Consider the following 16,079-nt stretch of genomic DNA (forward strand, 5'->3'; position numbering starts at 1 on the left):
CAGACGGTCCGGTCAGCGGAGGTAATGGTCGACGAGCAGCGCCGCGAACAGCACGCTCAGATGGATGAGCGAAAACCGGAAGGTCTTGCGCGCCAACGCGTCGGAGTAGTTGCGCCACAGCGCGAAGGCATAGCCGGTGAAGCCGATGCTCACGCCGATGGCCACCGCGAGGTAGAGCCAGCCGCTCATGCCGTAGATGAAAGGCATCAGGCAGGCGGCGAACAAAATGAAGGTGTACAGCAGCACCTGCAGCCGCGTGAACTCGTTGCCGTGCGTCACGGGCAACATCGGCAGGCCGGCCTTGCGGTAGTCCTCGACGCGGTACAGCGCCAGCGCCCAGAAGTGCGGCGGGGTCCACAGGAAGATGATCAGGAACAGGATCAGCGCCTCGGGACCGACATCACCCGTCATGGCCGACCAGCCCAGCACCGGCGGCATGGCGCCCGAGGCGCCGCCGATCACGATGTTCTGCGGCGTCAGCGGCTTCAGGATGACGGTGTAGATCACCGCGTAGCCGACGAAGGTGGCGAAGGTGAGCCACATGGTCAGCGGGTTGACCGTGAACCACAGCAGCGCCGAGCCGGCCGCGCACAGCAGGGCCGAGAACACCAGCGCCTGCATGTCGCTGAGCTGCCCGCGCGCCGTGGGGCGCCAGGCGGTGCGCTTCATCTTGGCGTCGATACCCTTCTCGACCAGGCAGTTGAACGCCGCTGCCGCACCGGCCACGAGCCAGATGCCGATGCAAGCCAGCACGCCGCGTTGCACGTCGGCCCACGACGGCAGGCCGGGCACGGCCAGCACCATGCCGATGAGCGCGCAGAACACGATCAGCTGCACCACGCGCGGCTTGGTGAGCGCGTAGAACTGGCGCAGCACGTTGGCGGTGCTGGTGTGCTGAACGGGGATCGGGGTGCTCACGCGGTGGCTTTCTTCGGTTGGGGGGTGCCGCGCGCATTGTCGACGGCGCGCGGAATCGGTGCAGCGGCGGCGCTTTCGCGGCGGCTCTCGCACAGCGCCCAGGTCAGGACCACGGCCAGCGCCGCGGCGCCACCGGTGTGGAGCACGGCGGCGGCCAGCGGCCAGCCGAGCAGCACGTTGCCCAGGCCCGTGGCCAGCTGCAGCAGCGCCAGTCCGGCCAGCCAGTGCGCCTGCGCGCGCAGCGCCTCGAGGCGGCGCAGGCGCCAGGCCAGCAGGCCGAGCGCGACGAACACGGCGTACGCCATGAGGCGGTGCGCGTAGTGGATGGCGGTGAGTGCGGAAAAGTCGAGCGGCTGGCCGTCGCCGGTCACGCCGAGGTGGCGCCAGATCTCGAAGCCCTGCACGAAATTCATCGCCGGCCACCAGCTGTCCTGGCAGGTCGGGAACTGCGTGCAGGCCAACACCGCGTAGTTGGTGCTGACCCAGCCGCCGAGCGCGATCTGCAACACCAGCAGCACCGCCGTGGCGATCAGCCCGTTGCGCAGGGCCGGCGACACGGCCGTGGGCAGGCGCTGCGCCGCCACCTGGCGGTAGCGCACGGCCTGGATGCACAGCAGCGCGAGCAGCACGATGGCGCCCATCAGGTGCATCGTGACGATGGCGGGGAACAGCTTCCAGGTGACGGTCATGGCACCGAAGGCGCCCTGCAGGCAGACCCAGACCAGCGTGGCCGCGGGCCACCAGGCGCTGAGCACGACGTGATGGTGCGCGCTGTCGACCGGCGGCGCAGGCTGGCGCCGCTGGCGGCGGCGCACGATCCAGGTCGCGCCCGCGAGTGTGAGGATCAGCACCCCGACGCCGGTCGCGAGGTAGCGGTGGACCATCTCGATCCAGGCCTTGCTGTGCGTCACCGGGCCGGTCGGCTGGGCCGCCTGCGCCATGGCGATCTCGTGGCGCGCGCCGGCCGGGCTGGCGTTGCCGTAGCAGCCGGGCCAGTCGGGGCAACCCAGGCCCGAATCGGTGAGCCGCGTGAAGGCGCCGAACAGCGTGAGGTCGAAGGTAAGGAACAGCGTGAGCACGGTCAGCGCGTGCAGCCGCCGCGCCGGGCCGGAGCCGGCGTTGCGGCGCCACACCCAGAGCAGCGGGCCGAGCGCGAGCAGCACGCCGGCGGCCATCATCCAGGCGATCGGCGTGAGGTCGTAAAGGGAGCTCGTGTCCATCGGGCGATTGTTCGTGCGGGGCTCAGCGGCCCGCTTCGTCCCACGAGGACGAGGCGCGCAGCAGGCGGTCGATGTCGCGCTTGGCGCGGCTCGCGCCGGCGGCGTCCATGCGGGCCGGGAAACGCATCATCCAGTTGCCCATCGGATCGACCACGTAGAGGTGCTCGGGCAGCGTGTGGCCCTTCACGGGCGCGAGCCAGCGGGCGAGTTGCTCGGCCGGCACGCGCAGCACGGTCGCGCCGTGCAGGCCGTTGGTCAGGCGCTCGGGCACAGGCGCCGCGTCGCTCACGAGCCAGACGCGGTCGAGGCGGTCTTTTTCGCGGCCCAGGCTCTCGCGCAGCTGGCGCTGCAGGTACAGCTGCTGCTCGCACAGCGCGTCGCAGGCCGCATCGGCCACGGCCACCAGCAGCCACTGGCCCTTGAGCGTGGCCAGTTCGACCGGCGCACCGTTGCGGTCGGTTGCCGTGAGGCGGGGCATCTCGTGCTGCGGATCGATCAGCTCGCCGTACACGCTGCGGCCCTCGGGTCGGATCACGTAGTAGGTGAAGTACGAGGCGATGACGGGTGCCGCGCACATCAGCAGCACGGCGATCATCTTCCAGCGCCCGTGGACCGTGCGGCGGTTTTCGGCCTCGTCGAGCGCCTGGCCTGGCGACGGCATCGAGTGCACCGTCAGGCCCAGCGGTTCGTCAGAGGCCGCGGCCATCGCGTGCGCGGCGCCGCGCGCGCCGGAAGGGGGAGATGAATTGGAACCAGACATAGAGGATGACAACGAGGGCCGACAGGCCGAACCACTGGAATGCGTAACCGTAGTGCCTCTCGAGGCCCAACGCCGGGGCCGGCCAGTCGCGCTGCAGGCCCTCGGACGCCGGCCCGCTCTGCTGCAGCGACACGTCGGTGCGCAGCGGCAGCTGGGTCTCGGCACGGAATGCCTCCAGGTCGAGATTTTGCCGGATGGGGGAAGACCCCTGAATGCCCGGTGCCGGAGCGGTGGGGCCGGAAGCGGCCGGGGCCGGCGCAGGGGCCGATGCAACGGGCGCCGGTGCGGCTTTTGAACCGAGTTCGAACAGGTGGCTCGGCGGCGGCTCGATCAGCGCCGTGAGCTCGACGATGCCGGGCGGCGTCTCGACCACACCGAGCTGCATGCGGTCGACGAAATTGCGCTGCACCCAGCCGCGCTGGACCATCACGGTCTGCTCGCTGCCTTCGAGCGCGAACGGCGTCAGCACGTAGAAGCCCGGCGTGCCGTGCATCTGGCGGTTGTCCAGGTAGACCGTCTGCGCCGTGAGCCACAGGCCGAGCAGCTGCACCGGCCGATGCAGCTCGCCGGCCGCTTCGCCCAGCGCCAGGAACTCGGCCTGCGACAGCGGGGCTTTCTGCTTCTGCGCGTCGATGCGGGCCTGCAGCGCTTCTTTCTGCGCGGCGCGCGAGAGCTGCCAGCGGCCCAGCGACACTGTGGCCGCCAGCGCCAGCACGGCCGCCAGCGTAACGACCAGGAAACGGCCCCGGCCTGCGCGGCGGCGCGGCGTGGCAGAGGAGACAAGGGGCTCGGGAGGCTCGGGGGTCACTGGAGCGGACGGGGCGTGCGGCCGATAATGCGGGTCATGAAATACTTCGTCGCCCTGATCTTTCTGGGCATCTTCGCGAGCCTCGCCTTCGCGCTCTACTTCATGCTGAAGGACGGTCGCGACGGGCAAAACAAACGCGGGGGCATGGCCCGCGCGCTCACCTTTCGGATCGGCCTGTCGGTCTTTTTGTTCCTGTGCATGCTGCTGGCCTGGAAACTCGGCTACATCCAGCCCACCGGGCTCCCGCTCGGGAAGTAGCAGATGGTGCTCGTTCCACGAGAACCATGAAAAAGGCGCCTTACGGCGCCTTTTTTCTGGAATGCCGTGAGGGTCTTCGCTCAAAGCCAATAGACCAGCACGTAGAGGCCCAGCCAGACCACGTCCACGAAGTGCCAGTACCAGGCAGCGCCTTCGAAGCCGAAGTGACGCTCGGCGGTGAAGTGGCCCTTCTGCAGGCGCAGCGTGATGAACAGCAGCATCAGCATGCCGATGAACACGTGCAGGCCGTGGAAGCCGGTCAGCATGAAGAAGGTCGAACCGTAGGTGCCCGACGTGAGCTTGAGGTTCAGCTCGGTGTACAGGTGGAAGTACTCGTAGCCCTGCACGGTCAGGAAGATCACGCCCAGCAGCACGGTGAGCCACATGAAGCGGATGCACTGTGCGCGGTGGTCGGCGCGCAGCGCGTGGTGGGCGATGGTCAGCGTCACGCCCGAGCTCAGCAGCAGCGCGGTGTTGATGGTCGGCAGCCAGAACGGACCGACGGTCTGGAAGGGCTCGATGATGCCGGCCGGCGAACCGGTGACACCGGCCGCGACGCTGGGCCACACGGCCTTGAAGTCGGGCCAGAGGATCGCGTTGTCCAGGCTACCGAGCGTCGGCAGCGCGTGGGTGCGGGCCCACCACAGCGCCGTGAAGAAGGCGCCGAAGAACATCACTTCCGAGAAGATGAACCAGCTCATGCTCCAGCGGTACGAGAGGTCGATCTTGTGGCCGTACTGGCCGCTTTCGCTCTCGCCGACGGCGGCACGGAACCACACGAAGAGCGTGCCGAGCCAGATCACCATGCCCAGCAGCAGCGACCAGGCGCCCCACTGGTGGCTGTTGATCCATTGCCCCGCGCCGAGGATCACGAAGAACAAGCCGATCGCGGACACGACCGGGTAGGCCGAGGGTCCGGGCACGAAGTAGTAGGGCGTGGTGCCGTGGGTGGTTGAACTCATATCAGCTCCTGGCTTTCTTTCTTCTCTCGATTCAATGATTCTGGAGATCGTGGTTTTTATCTTCGGCTCAGCAGGCGGCGCTCAGGCGGTCGCGACCACATGCCGCACCAGCAGTACCAGCCCGACCACGAAGACGATCACTGCGGCAAACGCCACCACGATGACGTGCAGCGGATTGAGCTTGCCCAGGTCTTCCTTGTAGGCGCTGTTGCGACGCACCCCGAAGAACGACCAGCCCACCGCCTTCATCGTGTCCCACAGCGTGGGCTTGCGGCGCGGGGCGTTGGGTGGCGGCGAACTCACGAGCGCGGCTCATCGGCGACAGCATGCGAAACGGCGGCCACCGGGGCCGGAGGCGTCTTGCCGCCCACCTCGAAGAAGGTGTACGACAGCGTGATGGTCTTGACGTCCTTCGAGATCTTGGGGTCGATCACGAAGGCGACCGGCCACTGCTTCTTCTCGCCCGCATCGAGCGTGTACTGGTTGAAGCAGAAGCACTCGAGCTTGTTGAAATGCGCCGCGGCCTGCTGCGGCGCGTAGCTCGGGATGGCCTGCGCGGCCATGCGGCGGTTCTGCGTGTTCTGGAACTCGTACATCACCGTGTTCAGCTGGCCCGGGTGCACTTCGATGAAGCGCTCGGCCGGCTTGAAGTCCCAGAGGCCACCGCGCACGTTGGAGTCGAACTCGACCTTGATCGTGCGGGTCATGTCGACCTGCGTGTTGTCCGGGATGCGCACGTTCTTGGCGCCGCTGGCGCCGCCCGGCACCTGGAGCTCAGAGAGCGCGAGGATGTTGATGCCGGTCATCTCGCAGATGGCGCGGTACATCGGCACCAGCGCATAGCCGAAGGCGAACATGCCGCAGGTCACGACGGCCAGCTTGCCGACCATGCGGACGTTGGCGCGGCGGATGCGTTGGCCGAGGCTCATGCTGTTGCTTCCGTTCGGGTGCGATATGCGGCGCGGTCAGCGACCGCTGAACCAGACCATGCGGGCGATGAAGCCGATGAAGAAGATCACCGCGATGGAGGCCAGCGTGAGCCCCATGCGTCGGTTGTTCTTTCTTTGTTCCGGTGTCGTCATCGTCGTGCAGTGGCTGTGCGTGTTTGGCTTGCGCGGGTGATCAGCCGATCACCTTGCTGGCGGTCGCGTCGAGCTTGGGCGGGTTCTCGAAGGTGTGGAACGGGGCCGGCGACGGCACTTCCCACTCGAGGCCTTCAGCCGCTTCCCAGGGCTTCTGCGAAGCCTTCTCGCCCTTGCCGCGCATGGTGGGCAGCACGATGAAGAGGAAGAAGTACACCTGCGCGAAGCCGAAGAAGAAGGCACCGACCGACGCGAGCGCGTTGAAGTCGGCGAACTGCATCGGGTAGTCGGCATAGCGTCGCGGCATGCCGGCCAGGCCCAGGAAGTGCATCGGGAAGAAGGTCACGTTGAACGAGATCAGCGACCACCAGAAGTGCACCTTGCCGCGCGTTTCGTTGTACATCACGCCGGTCCACTTGGGCACCCAGTAGTAGAAGCCCGAGAACATGGCGAACAGCGAGCCAGCCACCAGCACGTAGTGGAAGTGGGCCACCACGTAGTACGTGTCCTGCAGCTGCGTGTCGATCGGAGCGACCGCGAGGATCAGGCCGGTGAAGCCGCCCATCGTGAACACGAAGATGAAGCCGACCGCGAACAGCATGGGCGTCTCGAAGGTCATCGAGCCCTGCCACATCGTCGCGATCCAGTTGAAGATCTTCACGGCCGTGGGCACGGCGATCAGCATGGTCGCGTACATGAAGAACAGCTGGCCCGTGAGCGGCATGCCGGTCGTGAACATGTGGTGGGCCCACACGATGAACGACAGGATGGCGATCGACGAAGTGGCGTACACCATCGAGGCGTAGCCGAAGAGCTTCTTGCGGGCGAAGGCCGGAACCACCTGGCTGATGATGCCGAAGGCCGGCAAGATCATGATGTAGACCTCGGGGTGGCCGAAGAACCAGAAGATGTGCTGGTACATCACCGGGTCGCCGCCGCCGGCGGGGTTGAAGAAGCTGGTGCCGAAGTGGCGGTCGGTCAGCGTCATCGTGATGGCGCCGGCGAGCACGGGCATCACGGCGATCAGCAGGTAGGCGGTGATGAGCCAGGTCCAGCAGAACATCGGCATCTTCATCAGCGTCATGCCGGGGGCGCGCATGTTCAGGATGGTGACGATGATGTTGATCGAGCCCATGATCGACGAGGCGCCCATGATGTGCATCGCGAAGATGCCGGCGTCCATCGAGGGGCCCATCTGCAGCGTGAGCGGTGCGTACAGCGTCCAGCCGGCCGCAGGTGCGCCGCCGGGCATGAAGAACGAACCCGCCAGCATGATGGCCGCCGGAATCAGCAGCCAGAAGCTGAAATTGTTCATGCGCGCGAACGCCATGTCGGATGCGCCGATCTGCAGCGGGATCATCCAGTTCGCGAAGCCCACGAAGGCCGGCATGATCGCGCCGAACACCATGATCAGGCCGTGCATGGTGGTGAACTGGTTGAACAGCTCGGGGTTCACCAGTTGCAGGCCGGGCTGGAACAGCTCGGCGCGGATCAGCAGAGCCAACACGCCGCCGATCATCAGCATCGTGAAGCTGAACAGCAGGTAGAGCGTGCCGATGTCCTTGTGGTTGGTCGCGAACACCCAACGGCGCCAGCCGGTGGGCGCGTGGTGGTCGTGATGCTCGTCGTGTGCGTGGCCGCCTGGGGCGTGACCGTGGGGGTCGAGGACTGCGCTCATGTCGTTGTTCCTTGCAATTTCTTCTTCGCGGGGCGCCGTCGGATCACTTGCCGCGCAGGGCCAGCACTTCAGCCGGTTGCACCAACTGGCCCGTCTTGTTCGACCAGCTGTTTTTGGTGTACGTGGCCACGGCTGCGAGATCGGTGTCGCTCAGCTGTTTCCAGGCAGGCATGGCACCGTTGTTCTGGCCGTTGAGCAGCACCAGCAGCTGGACCTTGTGGTCGGAATCGGTCACCTTGGCTGCGCCGTCGAGCGGCTTGATCGGGCCTGCGCCCTTGCCGTTGGCCTGGTGGCAGGCTGCGCAGTTGGAGGCGTAGACCTTCTCGCCGCGTGCCAGCATGTCGGGCAGCGTCCAGACCTTGGTCGGGTCGTCGAGCTTGGCGGCGGCTTCCTTGCGCTTGGTAGCGACCCAGGCCGTGTAGTCGGCCGAGGAGACCACCTTCACGTGGATCGGCATGTAGGCGTGTTCCTTGCCGCACAGTTCCTGGCACTGGCCGTAGTAGTCGCCCACGGTCTCGGCGCGGAACCAGGTGTCGCGCACGAAGCCGGGAATGGCGTCCTGCTTGAGGCCCAGCTGCGGCACGGCGAAGGCGTGGATCACGTCGTTCGCGGTGGTGATGATGCGGACCTTCTTCTGCACCGGCACGACCATCGGGTTGTCGACCTTGAACAGGTAGTCGTCGGGCATCGCGCCCTTGGCGCCTGCGTCGGACATGGCGCGCTGCGAGCTGTCGAGCGTGGAGATGAAGGCCAGGCCCTCGCCTTCGCCGTTCAGGTAGTCGTAGCCCCACTTCCACTGGTAGCCGGTGGTCTTGATCGTGAGGTCGGCGTTGGTGGTGTCCTTCTGGGCCACCAGCACCTTGGTGGCGGGCAGCGCCATCACGATCACGATGAGGAAGGGAACGATGGTCCAGATGACCTCGACCACCACCGATTCATGGAAGTTGGCGGCTTTGTGGCCGACCGACTTGCGGTGCTTCCAGATCGAATAGAACATCACCGCGAACACGGCGATGAAGATGACCGTGCAGATGATCATCATGATCGTGTGGAGCAGATGCTGCTCCTGCGCGATCTTGGTCACGCCGACCGGAAGATTCAGCTGGCGCACCGAAGGGCCGCCGGGCAGATCGTTGACTGCGTGCGCCGCGTTGCTGAACGCCGCGCCGGCCGCCAGCAACAGATTCGCCGGCCTGTACTTATTGCGCCAAATGCTCTTCATCGTGTTCACGTTTCTTCAATTTTTCGAAAACCCAACCGTGCAGCACCGCGCGAGCCCCCTCAGGCGCCACGCAACGCCATGCGAATCTCGCGCGCCAATGCGGCTCGCAACTCCGGGCGTACATAGCGCCCCACCCTGACCGATCGACCCTGCCCCGAGACCTCGATCAGTGAACGATCGCCGGTCTGCGGTTCGATCCGCACCTGGTGCGGAAGAAATTCTGTGCGCTCGTAGTGCCCACCGTTCTCGAGCTCCACGACGAGGCGTCCGCCTTGCAGCGCGATCCGTTCGCCATCGGTGGCATGCCGCGCGTACATCATGAACGCAAAGCCCACCGCGGCCAGTTCGAGCCAGGCGAATGGCAATACCAGCGGCGCACCGTGCAGCCAGAACACCATGCCCGTTCCCAGAGATACCACGCACAGCGAGGCATAGAGCCAGGCCAGCTGGCTCGGCGTCACCGAGCAATTTCGTTTCAGGAACCAGTGGATGTTCTGGCCTGAGACGGTGGCAAAACGAAACACGGAATTCGACACGGGCGAGTTCAGCAAATCGGTGCGTCGATGGTGGCCAAACCCCTCGTACAAACAGGATCCGACACCCCTCGATCACGGGACAATACCCGCGAGTTTCACGCAACGGCGGATTGTAGCGGGTAGAGCGCGGGCCCCGCGCACCGAATGAGGGCTGCCGGGTCGCTCAGGCGCCAGGGCGGCCGCGCTGAAGCATCGATCGCATCTCGCGCAGCGACACCGCGCTCTCGGCCGACAGCGCGACGCGCGGCGTCGGCTTGAAGGCGTGGCCGTAGATGACCTCGAAGGTCAGCGCGATGCGGCCCTCGCCTTCCGCGGCGGGCGCCAGCTCGGGCAGGGCCTGCTTGAGCGACCGGTGCCAGGCCTTGCCGCGCAGTGCGGGGAAGCGCGCCGGATGCAGATTGCGTCCCAGGGTGCGCAGCTCGGCCAGGGCGGCCTCGGGCGTGGCCCAGGTGAGCACGATGCGCTCCATGTCCATCACGGGCTCGGCGAACCCGGCGTGCACGAGCATGTCGCCCCAGTCGTGCATGTCGGTGTATTCATGGCCGGCGGCGGGCCAGCCGAGGCGGGCATGCAACGCCCGCAGCTCGCGCACGGTGTCCGGGCCCAGGCAGGAGAACATCAGGAAGCCGTTGGTCGCGACCAGCCGGTGCCACTGCGCAATGAGCGCCTCGGGGTCGGCCGCCATGTGCAGCGACATGTTGGCCCAGAGCAGGTCGACGCCGTCTTCGGGCGTGGCGTCGAAGCGGGCCTTGCCGCCCTGCCAGCGGCGCGCGCTCCACCAGGGCGCGGTCAGCGCCTCGCCGGTTCGTTCGGCCAGTGCGGGCTCGGGTTCGATGACGAAGGCTTCGGCGTCGCGGTAGCGGCGGGCCAGCAGCGCGTGGGCTTCGAGGCCGCCGCGCAGCGGCGACCAGTCTGCCCAGGTGCGAGGCTGCGCCTTGATCCATTGCAGCCGGTCTTCCATCCGGCGGCCGATTTCCTCGTGCAGCCAGGGCGAGCCCTCGGCGGGCGCGAGCCGGCGCCAGCGGTCGGCCGCCGTGGGGTCAATGGTCGGCGGTCTTCTTGCGGGGTCGGTGGCCATGGGGCCGTGAGTATATTGAGGCATGCACAACCGCCGGGCCCTGAGGCCTTTCACCTCATTGCTTGCGCGGCTGCCCAGCCAGTGCGAGGTCTGCCGCGCCTGGCCCGCGCAGCGCGTGTGCGACGCCTGCGTGGCGCGTTTTGCACCGCCGACCGCCCGTTGCGGCGGCTGCGCCCTGCCGATGCCCGAGGGCGTGGCCCGCTGCGGCGAATGCATCAAGCACCCGCCGCCGCTCGACGCCTGCCTCGCGGCCTGCACCTATGCGTGGCCGTGGCCCGATTGCATCGCCCAGTTCAAATTCCGCGGTGAGGCGGGCTGGGCCGGTCCGCTGGCCACCCTGCTGCGCAGCGCGCCATGGGTGGAGCCGGCGCTGGAGCAGTGCGACCTCGTGCTGCCGATGCCGCTGGCGCCCGGCCGACTGGGCGAGCGCGGTTTCAACCAGGCGCACGAACTCGCGCGCCGGCTGGCACCGGCCAAGACCGACGCCACGCTGCTGCTGCGCACGCGCGACACGCCCGCGCAGAGCGGCCTCCCGCGCGCCGACCGGCTGCGCAACCTGCGCGGGGCCTTCGCTGTGGAGCCGCTGCGTGCCGATGGCCTGCAGGGACGGCGCGTGGTGCTGGTGGACGATGTGATGACCAGCGGCGCCTCTCTCTTCGCCGCAGCCGCCACCTTGCGACTGGCGGGCGCGGCGCACATCACCGGCGTGGTGCTGGCACGGACCGACCCGCCGCGCTGAACCCGCCGGCGGCGCCCGCGACAATCGGAGCATGTTCCATATCGTCCTGGTCCACCCTGAAATTCCGCCGAACACCGGCAACGTGATCCGGCTCGCGGCCAACACCGGCTGCACGCTGCACCTGGTGGAGCCGCTCGGCTTTTCGATGGACGACCGCCTGCTGCGCCGCGCCGGGCTCGACTACCACGAGTACGCCGAAGTCAAACGCCACGCCGACTGGGCCGCGCTGCTGGCCACGCAGCAACCGCCGCCCGACCGCATGTTCGCGCTGACCACGCGCGGCACCCGCGCCGTGCATGACGTGCGCTTTCAGCCCGGCGACTGGCTGGTGTTCGGCTCGGAAACCGCCGGCCTGCCGCCGCCGATCCGCGACGGCTTTGCAGAACCGCAGCGCCTGCGATTGCCGATGCGCGCCGGCCAGCGCAGCCTGAATTTGTCGAACGCGGTGGCGGTCACGGTGTTCGAGGCCTGGCGGCAAAACGGCTTCGGCTGACGGGCCTTCGGCCCTTCGCACGGCAGGGGCACATCCGATCGGCGCTGGGCAGCGTATGGCAAGACATGCCGGTGATTCGCACCGGCATCCGTCCCCTCAACGCTGACCGCCAAGGAGTCCCGCCATGCACACCACCACCCTGCGCCTGATCACGATCGCCGCCCTCGCCTTCGGCGGCGGCGCCCATGCCTTCCAGGGCGAGCAGAACCCGCTGCCGCCCGCGCCCTTCCAGTCGTCGCTGACGCGCGCCCAGGTGCAGGCGCAAGCCATGCAGCCGCTGCAGATCAGCAACGGCGGCACCGGCGTGGCGCGCCCGACCTCGGGCAACGTCGACCGCGCCACGGTGCGCGCGAGCGCCGTCGGCATCACCCGACAGGGCGCCGCCACTTACGGCGAGGTCACCGACCGCCGGATGTAAAGAGACGCAGAGAAGAAGAAAAAACCGCTCAGGGAAAACGGCGCACCACCGACTCGGCGACGCACGCCGGCTTGGCGGCGCCTTCGAGTTCGATGGTGGTTTCCCAAGTCATCTGCAGGCCGTCGTTGGGAATCGGCTCGGCGCTCAGCAGCTTCATGCGTGCGCGCAGGCGCTGGCCCACGGGCACCGGCGACATGAAGCGCACGCGGTTCAGGCCGTAGTTCACGCCCATGCGCGACTCGACCACGTCGATGGCCGTCTCGAAGAATTTCGGCAGCAGCGACAGCGTGAGAAACCCGTGCGCAATCGGCGCGCCGAAGGGGCCGGACTTGGCCCGCTCCACATCGACGTGGATCCATTGGTGGTCGCCGGTCGCCTCGGCGAACTGGTTCACCTGCTGCTGCGTCACGGAAATCCAGTCGCTCACGGCGACTTCCTGGCCGACGCAGGCGGCGAGATCCTGAAGGGTCTGGAATGTCTTTTTGGTCATGCGGGGCATTCTGGTGCCAAGGGCTCAAGGGTGGCTGTCGGGCTTGCGACAACCGGGAATCAGGGAAATCCGGGAGTCCGTTCAGGCGTCGAGCCATTCGCAGATCGGCTGCCACTGTTCCAGGTCGCGCTGCACGCGGCCCGGCGCGATGTCGAACAGCGTGAGCCCGCGCGCCGCCAGCTGCACGTAGTTCTGCGTGTCGCGCAACTCGCCCAGCACGGGCACGCCGAGGCCGGCGATGAACTCGTGCAGCCGGTCGGCCGCCAGCGTGCGGGCGTTCACGCGCATGCCGACGAGGCCGATGCGGGTCTTCTCGGCGCGACGGCTTTCCATCAGGCGGTCGAGGAAATCGCGCGTGGCGTAGATGTCGAAGATGCTCGGCTGCAGCGGCACGATCACGCGGTCGGCCAGCGCCAGCACCTCCTTGAAGCGCCAGCCGTGCAGGCCGGCCGGCGTGTCGAGCACCGCGTGCGTGGTGCCGCGCGGCGGGCGCACCACGGTGCTGTCGCCGGTGGCCTCCCAGGTGGCGATGGGGCGGGCCTGCGGCGGGCGCAGGCCGAGCCACAGCCGCGAGGACTGCTGGCGGTCCACGTCGCCGAGCATCACGGCATGGCCGCGGCTCGCGAAATAGCCCGCGATGTTCGTTGCAATCGTCGACTTGCCCACGCCACCCTTGGGATTGGCGACCAGAACCACCGGCATGAGGATCTCCTCCAGAACTGGGACAGGGGGCGATGGTAGTCGCCCCGGGTTTCGTGTCGGCGACGGCGGGCCGTCTGCGTTATGTTCGCCACATGACGACAACAACATCCTCGGAGAACCCCGCTGGCGCCGCGAAAGCGGCCGGCAGCATCTATGTGCTGGCCGCCCACCCGCACTGGCGCGACTCGCGCGTGAACCGCCGCTTGTTCGCCGCGTCACAGCGCGTGCCCGGCGTCGACGCGAACGACCTCTACGGCACCTACCCCGATTTCGCCATCGACGTCGAAGTCGAACGCGAGCGCCTCGCCCGTGCGGACCTGGTGGTGCTGCTGCATCCGATCCAGTGGTACTCGATGCCGCCGCTGCAAAAGCTCTGGGTCGACGACGTGCTCGGCTACGGCTGGGCCTACGGCCCCGGCGGCACGGCCCTGCAGGGCAAGGACTGCTGGCTGGTCGCCACCACCGGCGGCCCCGAGCCGAGCTACCACCCGCAAAGCTACAACCGCTATTTCTTCGACGCCTTCCTGCCGCCCTACGAGCAGACCGCCGCGCTGTGCGGCATGCGCTTTTTGCCGCCGCTGCTGCTGCACGGCGCGCGCCGCGCCAGCGAGGCCGAGGTGGCCGCGCATGTCGAGGTGTTCGTGCAGCGCCTGGAGAGCTACCCGGTCTGGCCCGAGATGGACGAGCTCGACGCCTGCATCGCCTGCCCGGTGCCCGCGACCGACCGCCCTGCCGAATCGGACGACGTGAACAAGCTGGTGGCCGGCGCCTTCCACAGCGCGATGACGCACGGCCTGGCCGTCGCCAACGGCAGCACCCACAGCACCAGCAACAAGGCGGCCTGAGCATGGAACACGCACCCGCCTGGCTGACCAGCAGCCTGATCTATTTGGGCGCCGCCGTGCTGGTGGTGCCGCTGTCGAAGTTCCTCGGGCTCGGCTCGATCATCGGCTACCTCGTGGCCGGCATCGCCATCGGCCCCTGGGGCCTGGGCCTCGTGTCCAGTGTCGAAGACGTGCTGCATTTCGCCGAGTTCGGCGTGGTGCTGATGCTGTTCCTGGTGGGCCTGGAACTCGAACCCAAGCGCCTGTGGAGCCTGCGCCGGCCGATCTTCGGCTGGGGTTCGGCGCAAGTGCTCAGCTGCGCGGCGGTGCTGTTCGCCGTCGGCTGGGCCGTGGGCGCGCCGTGGCGCGTGGCGCTGGTGGCCGCGCTCGGGCTGGCGCTGTCGTCCACCGCCATCGCGCTGCAGGTGTTCGGCGAACGCAACCTGCTGAAGACGCCCAGCGGCCAGGCCGGCTTCTCGATCCTGCTGTTCCAGGACGTGGCCGCCATCCCGATCCTTGCGCTGCTGCCGCTGCTGGCCAGTGCCACGGCGGCCGAGCAGTCCATCAGCGGGCTGGACCGCGCGCTCGAAGCGCTGAAGATCGTCGGCGTGATCGCCGGCATCATCCTCGGCGGCCGGCTGCTGCTGCGCCCGATCCTGCGCTGGATCGCGCGCAGCGACACGCCCGAGATCTTCACCGCCGCCGCGCTGCTGCTGGTGGTGGCCATCGCGGCGCTCATGCAGTTCGTCGGCCTGTCGATGGCGCTGGGCGCCTTCCTGGCCGGCGTGCTGCTGGCCGAGAGCGAATACCGGCGCGAACTCGAGACCGACATCGAGCCCTTCAAGGGCCTGCTGCTGGGGCTGTTCTTCATCGCGGTGGGCATGTCGATCAACTTCGGCGTGCTGGTGGCCAACCCCTGGGTCATGGCGATGCTGGTGCTGAGCTTCCTGGCGATCAAGCTGGTCGTGATCTACGCGCTGGCCAAGGCCATGGGCCTGGCCTACCAGGAGCGGCCGGTGTTCACGCTGCTGCTGGCGCAGGGCGGCGAGTTCGCCTTCGTGGTGTTCCAGGCCGCCGGGCCCGACGTGCTGCCGCCGCAGACCACCTCGCTGCTGATCGGCGCGGTGGCGCTGTCGATGCTGCTGTCGCCGCTGCTGCTGGTGCTGCTCGACAAGTTCGTGCTGCCGCGCTACAGCCGCACGGGCGGGCCGCAGCTCGACGAAATTTCGGAGCAGCAGGACGCCAAGGTGCTGATCTGCGGCTTCGGCCGCTACGGCCAGATCGTCGGTCGCCTGCTGATGTCGCAGGGCCTGCAGGTGACGGTGCTCGACCACGACGCCGACACCGTCGAAGGCCTGCGCCAGTTCGGCTTTCGCGTGTTCTACGGCGACGCCACGCGGCTCGACCTGCTGCGCACCGCGGGCGCGGGCACGGCACGCGCCATCGTGGTGGCGGTGGACGACATCGAGCAGTCACTGGACATCGTCGACCTGGTGCGCGAGAACTTCCCGCAGGCGCGCATCGTGGCCCGCGCGCGCAACGTGACCCACCTGTTCCAGCTGCGCGACCGCGGCGTGCAGGACATCGAGCGCGAGGTGTTCGAGTCGTCGCTGCGCAGCGGCCGTTCGACGCTGGAGGCGCTGGGCTGGCCGGCGGCCGAGGCGCGCGAGGCGTCGATGCGTTTCCGCCAGCGAAACCTCAAGCTCAGCGACGAGATCTACCCGCACTACAAGGACCGCGCCAAGCTGATTGCCGCCAACAAGGCGGGCCGCCAGCAGTTCGAGGAACAGATGGCGCGCGAGCGCGAAGAACGCAAGCTGCGCTCAGGGCAGGACTGGGACCGGCTCGGCGAAGACGAACAACCGGGCGACGCGAAGGCGCCCTGAGGCCC

The 16,079-nt window shown here is 67.9% G+C and carries 20 protein-coding genes; 6 read left to right on the forward strand and 14 right to left on the reverse strand.

Going from position 1 to position 16,079, the window contains the following annotated elements; all coding sequences use genetic code 11:
- Positions 1-12: 12 nt before the first annotated feature.
- From cyoE to IG196_RS25635, 4 genes are read right to left on the reverse strand one after another with little or no spacing between them, the layout of a single operon-like run.
- Positions 13-918, reverse strand: a complete 906-nt coding sequence (cyoE, locus tag IG196_RS25620) for a heme o synthase (protein WP_099792684.1) — start codon at positions 916-918, stop codon at positions 13-15.
- Positions 915-2,138, reverse strand: coding sequence for a COX15/CtaA family protein (locus tag IG196_RS25625; protein ID WP_192193564.1), 1,224 nt, complete (start codon positions 2,136-2,138; stop codon positions 915-917). Before IG196_RS25625 ends, cyoE begins: the two co-directional genes overlap by 4 nt.
- A 22-nt stretch (positions 2,139-2,160) precedes the next feature.
- Positions 2,161-2,844: a hypothetical protein gene (locus IG196_RS25630; protein ID WP_192193565.1), complete on the reverse strand. Its 684-nt coding sequence runs from the start codon at positions 2,842-2,844 to the stop codon at positions 2,161-2,163.
- Positions 2,828-3,706, reverse strand: a complete 879-nt coding sequence (locus IG196_RS25635; RefSeq protein WP_192193566.1) for an SURF1 family protein — start codon at positions 3,704-3,706, stop codon at positions 2,828-2,830. Before IG196_RS25635 ends, IG196_RS25630 begins: the two co-directional genes overlap by 17 nt.
- A 27-nt stretch (positions 3,707-3,733) precedes the next feature.
- On the opposite strand from IG196_RS25635, the gene IG196_RS25640 reads away from it, so the two are divergent.
- The gene (locus tag IG196_RS25640) at positions 3,734-3,964 is read left to right on the forward strand and encodes a twin transmembrane helix small protein (protein WP_062481367.1); all 231 of its coding nucleotides are present in this window, start codon (positions 3,734-3,736) and stop codon (positions 3,962-3,964) included.
- Positions 3,965-4,044: 80 nt separating this feature from the next.
- Here the strand turns inward: IG196_RS25640 and IG196_RS25645 are convergent, their stop codons facing one another.
- The 8 genes from IG196_RS25645 to IG196_RS25675 form a co-directional block, all read right to left on the reverse strand.
- On the reverse strand, positions 4,045-4,926 hold the full coding sequence (locus IG196_RS25645; protein ID WP_101488728.1) for a cytochrome c oxidase subunit 3: 882 nt from the start codon (positions 4,924-4,926) through the stop codon (positions 4,045-4,047).
- A gap of 81 nt (positions 4,927-5,007) precedes the next feature.
- On the reverse strand, positions 5,008-5,175 hold the full coding sequence (locus IG196_RS25650; protein ID WP_099797201.1) for a DUF2970 domain-containing protein: 168 nt from the start codon (positions 5,173-5,175) through the stop codon (positions 5,008-5,010).
- A 50-nt stretch (positions 5,176-5,225) separates the two neighbouring features.
- Positions 5,226-5,855, reverse strand: a complete 630-nt coding sequence (locus IG196_RS25655) for a cytochrome c oxidase assembly protein (protein ID WP_192193567.1) — start codon at positions 5,853-5,855, stop codon at positions 5,226-5,228.
- A 36-nt stretch (positions 5,856-5,891) separates the two neighbouring features.
- Positions 5,892-6,008, reverse strand: coding sequence for a cytochrome oxidase small assembly protein (locus tag IG196_RS32155; RefSeq protein ID WP_216846572.1), 117 nt, complete (start codon positions 6,006-6,008; stop codon positions 5,892-5,894).
- A gap of 40 nt (positions 6,009-6,048) precedes the next feature.
- A complete protein-coding gene (gene ctaD / locus IG196_RS25660) occupies positions 6,049-7,686 on the reverse strand; it encodes a cytochrome c oxidase subunit I (protein WP_192193568.1) in 1,638 nt (545 codons plus the stop codon).
- A gap of 43 nt (positions 7,687-7,729) precedes the next feature.
- Entirely contained in the window at positions 7,730-8,908 is a 1,179-nt protein-coding gene (coxB, locus tag IG196_RS25665) for a cytochrome c oxidase subunit II (protein WP_101490187.1), read from the reverse strand.
- A 59-nt stretch (positions 8,909-8,967) separates the two neighbouring features.
- Entirely contained in the window at positions 8,968-9,444 is a 477-nt protein-coding gene (locus tag IG196_RS25670; protein WP_099792703.1) for a DUF2244 domain-containing protein, read from the reverse strand.
- A gap of 163 nt (positions 9,445-9,607) precedes the next feature.
- On the reverse strand, positions 9,608-10,522 hold the full coding sequence (locus IG196_RS25675; protein ID WP_099792705.1) for a class I SAM-dependent methyltransferase: 915 nt from the start codon (positions 10,520-10,522) through the stop codon (positions 9,608-9,610).
- A gap of 22 nt (positions 10,523-10,544) precedes the next feature.
- Between IG196_RS25675 and IG196_RS25680 the strand changes: the two genes are divergently transcribed.
- From IG196_RS25680 to IG196_RS25690, 3 genes are all read left to right on the forward strand, one after another.
- Positions 10,545-11,261 carry a ComF family protein gene (locus IG196_RS25680; protein ID WP_192193569.1) on the forward strand — a complete coding sequence of 239 codons (717 nt, stop codon included), beginning with the start codon at positions 10,545-10,547 and terminating at the stop codon, positions 11,259-11,261.
- A 31-nt stretch (positions 11,262-11,292) separates the two neighbouring features.
- On the forward strand, positions 11,293-11,754 hold the full coding sequence (trmL, locus tag IG196_RS25685) for a tRNA (uridine(34)/cytosine(34)/5-carboxymethylaminomethyluridine(34)-2'-O)-methyltransferase TrmL (RefSeq protein ID WP_192193570.1): 462 nt from the start codon (positions 11,293-11,295) through the stop codon (positions 11,752-11,754).
- A gap of 124 nt (positions 11,755-11,878) precedes the next feature.
- Entirely contained in the window at positions 11,879-12,172 is a 294-nt protein-coding gene (locus IG196_RS25690; protein WP_192193571.1) for a DUF4148 domain-containing protein, read from the forward strand.
- Positions 12,173-12,200: 28 nt separating this feature from the next.
- Here the strand turns inward: IG196_RS25690 and IG196_RS25695 are convergent, their stop codons facing one another.
- Positions 12,201-12,671, reverse strand: coding sequence for a MaoC family dehydratase (locus IG196_RS25695; RefSeq protein WP_099792714.1), 471 nt, complete (start codon positions 12,669-12,671; stop codon positions 12,201-12,203).
- Positions 12,672-12,743: 72 nt separating this feature from the next.
- A complete protein-coding gene (locus IG196_RS25700; protein WP_062479488.1) occupies positions 12,744-13,364 on the reverse strand; it encodes a ParA family protein in 621 nt (206 codons plus the stop codon).
- 92 nt (positions 13,365-13,456) lie between these two features.
- Here IG196_RS25700 and IG196_RS25705 point away from each other — a divergent pair, with 92 nt between their 5' ends.
- Positions 13,457-14,209, forward strand: coding sequence for an NAD(P)H-dependent oxidoreductase (locus IG196_RS25705; RefSeq protein WP_192193572.1), 753 nt, complete (start codon positions 13,457-13,459; stop codon positions 14,207-14,209).
- A 2-nt stretch (positions 14,210-14,211) separates the two neighbouring features.
- Positions 14,212-16,074 carry a glutathione-regulated potassium-efflux system protein KefC gene (kefC, locus tag IG196_RS25710; protein WP_192193573.1) on the forward strand — a complete coding sequence of 621 codons (1,863 nt, stop codon included), beginning with the start codon at positions 14,212-14,214 and terminating at the stop codon, positions 16,072-16,074.
- Positions 16,075-16,079: the final 5 nt, after the last annotated feature.

It is taken from the genome of Variovorax sp. 38R, from assembly GCF_014843395.1.
GTDB lineage: Bacteria > Pseudomonadota > Gammaproteobacteria > Burkholderiales > Burkholderiaceae_C > Variovorax > Variovorax paradoxus_H.

Excerpts from the sequence above, each read along its gene's own strand:
- IG196_RS25650 (WP_099797201.1), bottom strand. The coding sequence starts at position 5,175 with ATGAAGGCGGTGGGCTGGTCGTTCTTCGGGGTGCGTCGCAACAGCGCC.
- IG196_RS25675 (WP_099792705.1), bottom strand. The coding sequence starts at position 10,522 with ATGGCCACCGACCCCGCAAGAAGACCGCCGACCATTGACCCCACGGCG.
- IG196_RS25640 (WP_062481367.1), top strand. The coding sequence starts at position 3,734 with ATGCGGGTCATGAAATACTTCGTCGCCCTGATCTTTCTGGGCATCTTC.
- IG196_RS25705 (WP_192193572.1), top strand. The coding sequence starts at position 13,457 with ATGACGACAACAACATCCTCGGAGAACCCCGCTGGCGCCGCGAAAGCG.
- IG196_RS32155 (WP_216846572.1), bottom strand. The coding sequence starts at position 6,008 with ATGACGACACCGGAACAAAGAAAGAACAACCGACGCATGGGGCTCACG.
- kefC (WP_192193573.1), top strand. The coding sequence starts at position 14,212 with ATGGAACACGCACCCGCCTGGCTGACCAGCAGCCTGATCTATTTGGGC.
- IG196_RS25645 (WP_101488728.1), bottom strand. The coding sequence starts at position 4,926 with ATGAGTTCAACCACCCACGGCACCACGCCCTACTACTTCGTGCCCGGA.
- ctaD (WP_192193568.1), bottom strand. The coding sequence starts at position 7,686 with ATGAGCGCAGTCCTCGACCCCCACGGTCACGCCCCAGGCGGCCACGCA.
- IG196_RS25700 (WP_062479488.1), bottom strand. The coding sequence starts at position 13,364 with ATGCCGGTGGTTCTGGTCGCCAATCCCAAGGGTGGCGTGGGCAAGTCG.
- IG196_RS25630 (WP_192193565.1), bottom strand. The coding sequence starts at position 2,844 with ATGGCCGCGGCCTCTGACGAACCGCTGGGCCTGACGGTGCACTCGATG.
- coxB (WP_101490187.1), bottom strand. The coding sequence starts at position 8,908 with ATGAAGAGCATTTGGCGCAATAAGTACAGGCCGGCGAATCTGTTGCTG.
- trmL (WP_192193570.1), top strand. The coding sequence starts at position 11,293 with ATGTTCCATATCGTCCTGGTCCACCCTGAAATTCCGCCGAACACCGGC.
- IG196_RS25655 (WP_192193567.1), bottom strand. The coding sequence starts at position 5,855 with ATGAGCCTCGGCCAACGCATCCGCCGCGCCAACGTCCGCATGGTCGGC.
- IG196_RS25680 (WP_192193569.1), top strand. The coding sequence starts at position 10,545 with ATGCACAACCGCCGGGCCCTGAGGCCTTTCACCTCATTGCTTGCGCGG.
- IG196_RS25695 (WP_099792714.1), bottom strand. The coding sequence starts at position 12,671 with ATGCCCCGCATGACCAAAAAGACATTCCAGACCCTTCAGGATCTCGCC.
- IG196_RS25690 (WP_192193571.1), top strand. The coding sequence starts at position 11,879 with ATGCACACCACCACCCTGCGCCTGATCACGATCGCCGCCCTCGCCTTC.
- IG196_RS25625 (WP_192193564.1), bottom strand. The coding sequence starts at position 2,138 with ATGGACACGAGCTCCCTTTACGACCTCACGCCGATCGCCTGGATGATG.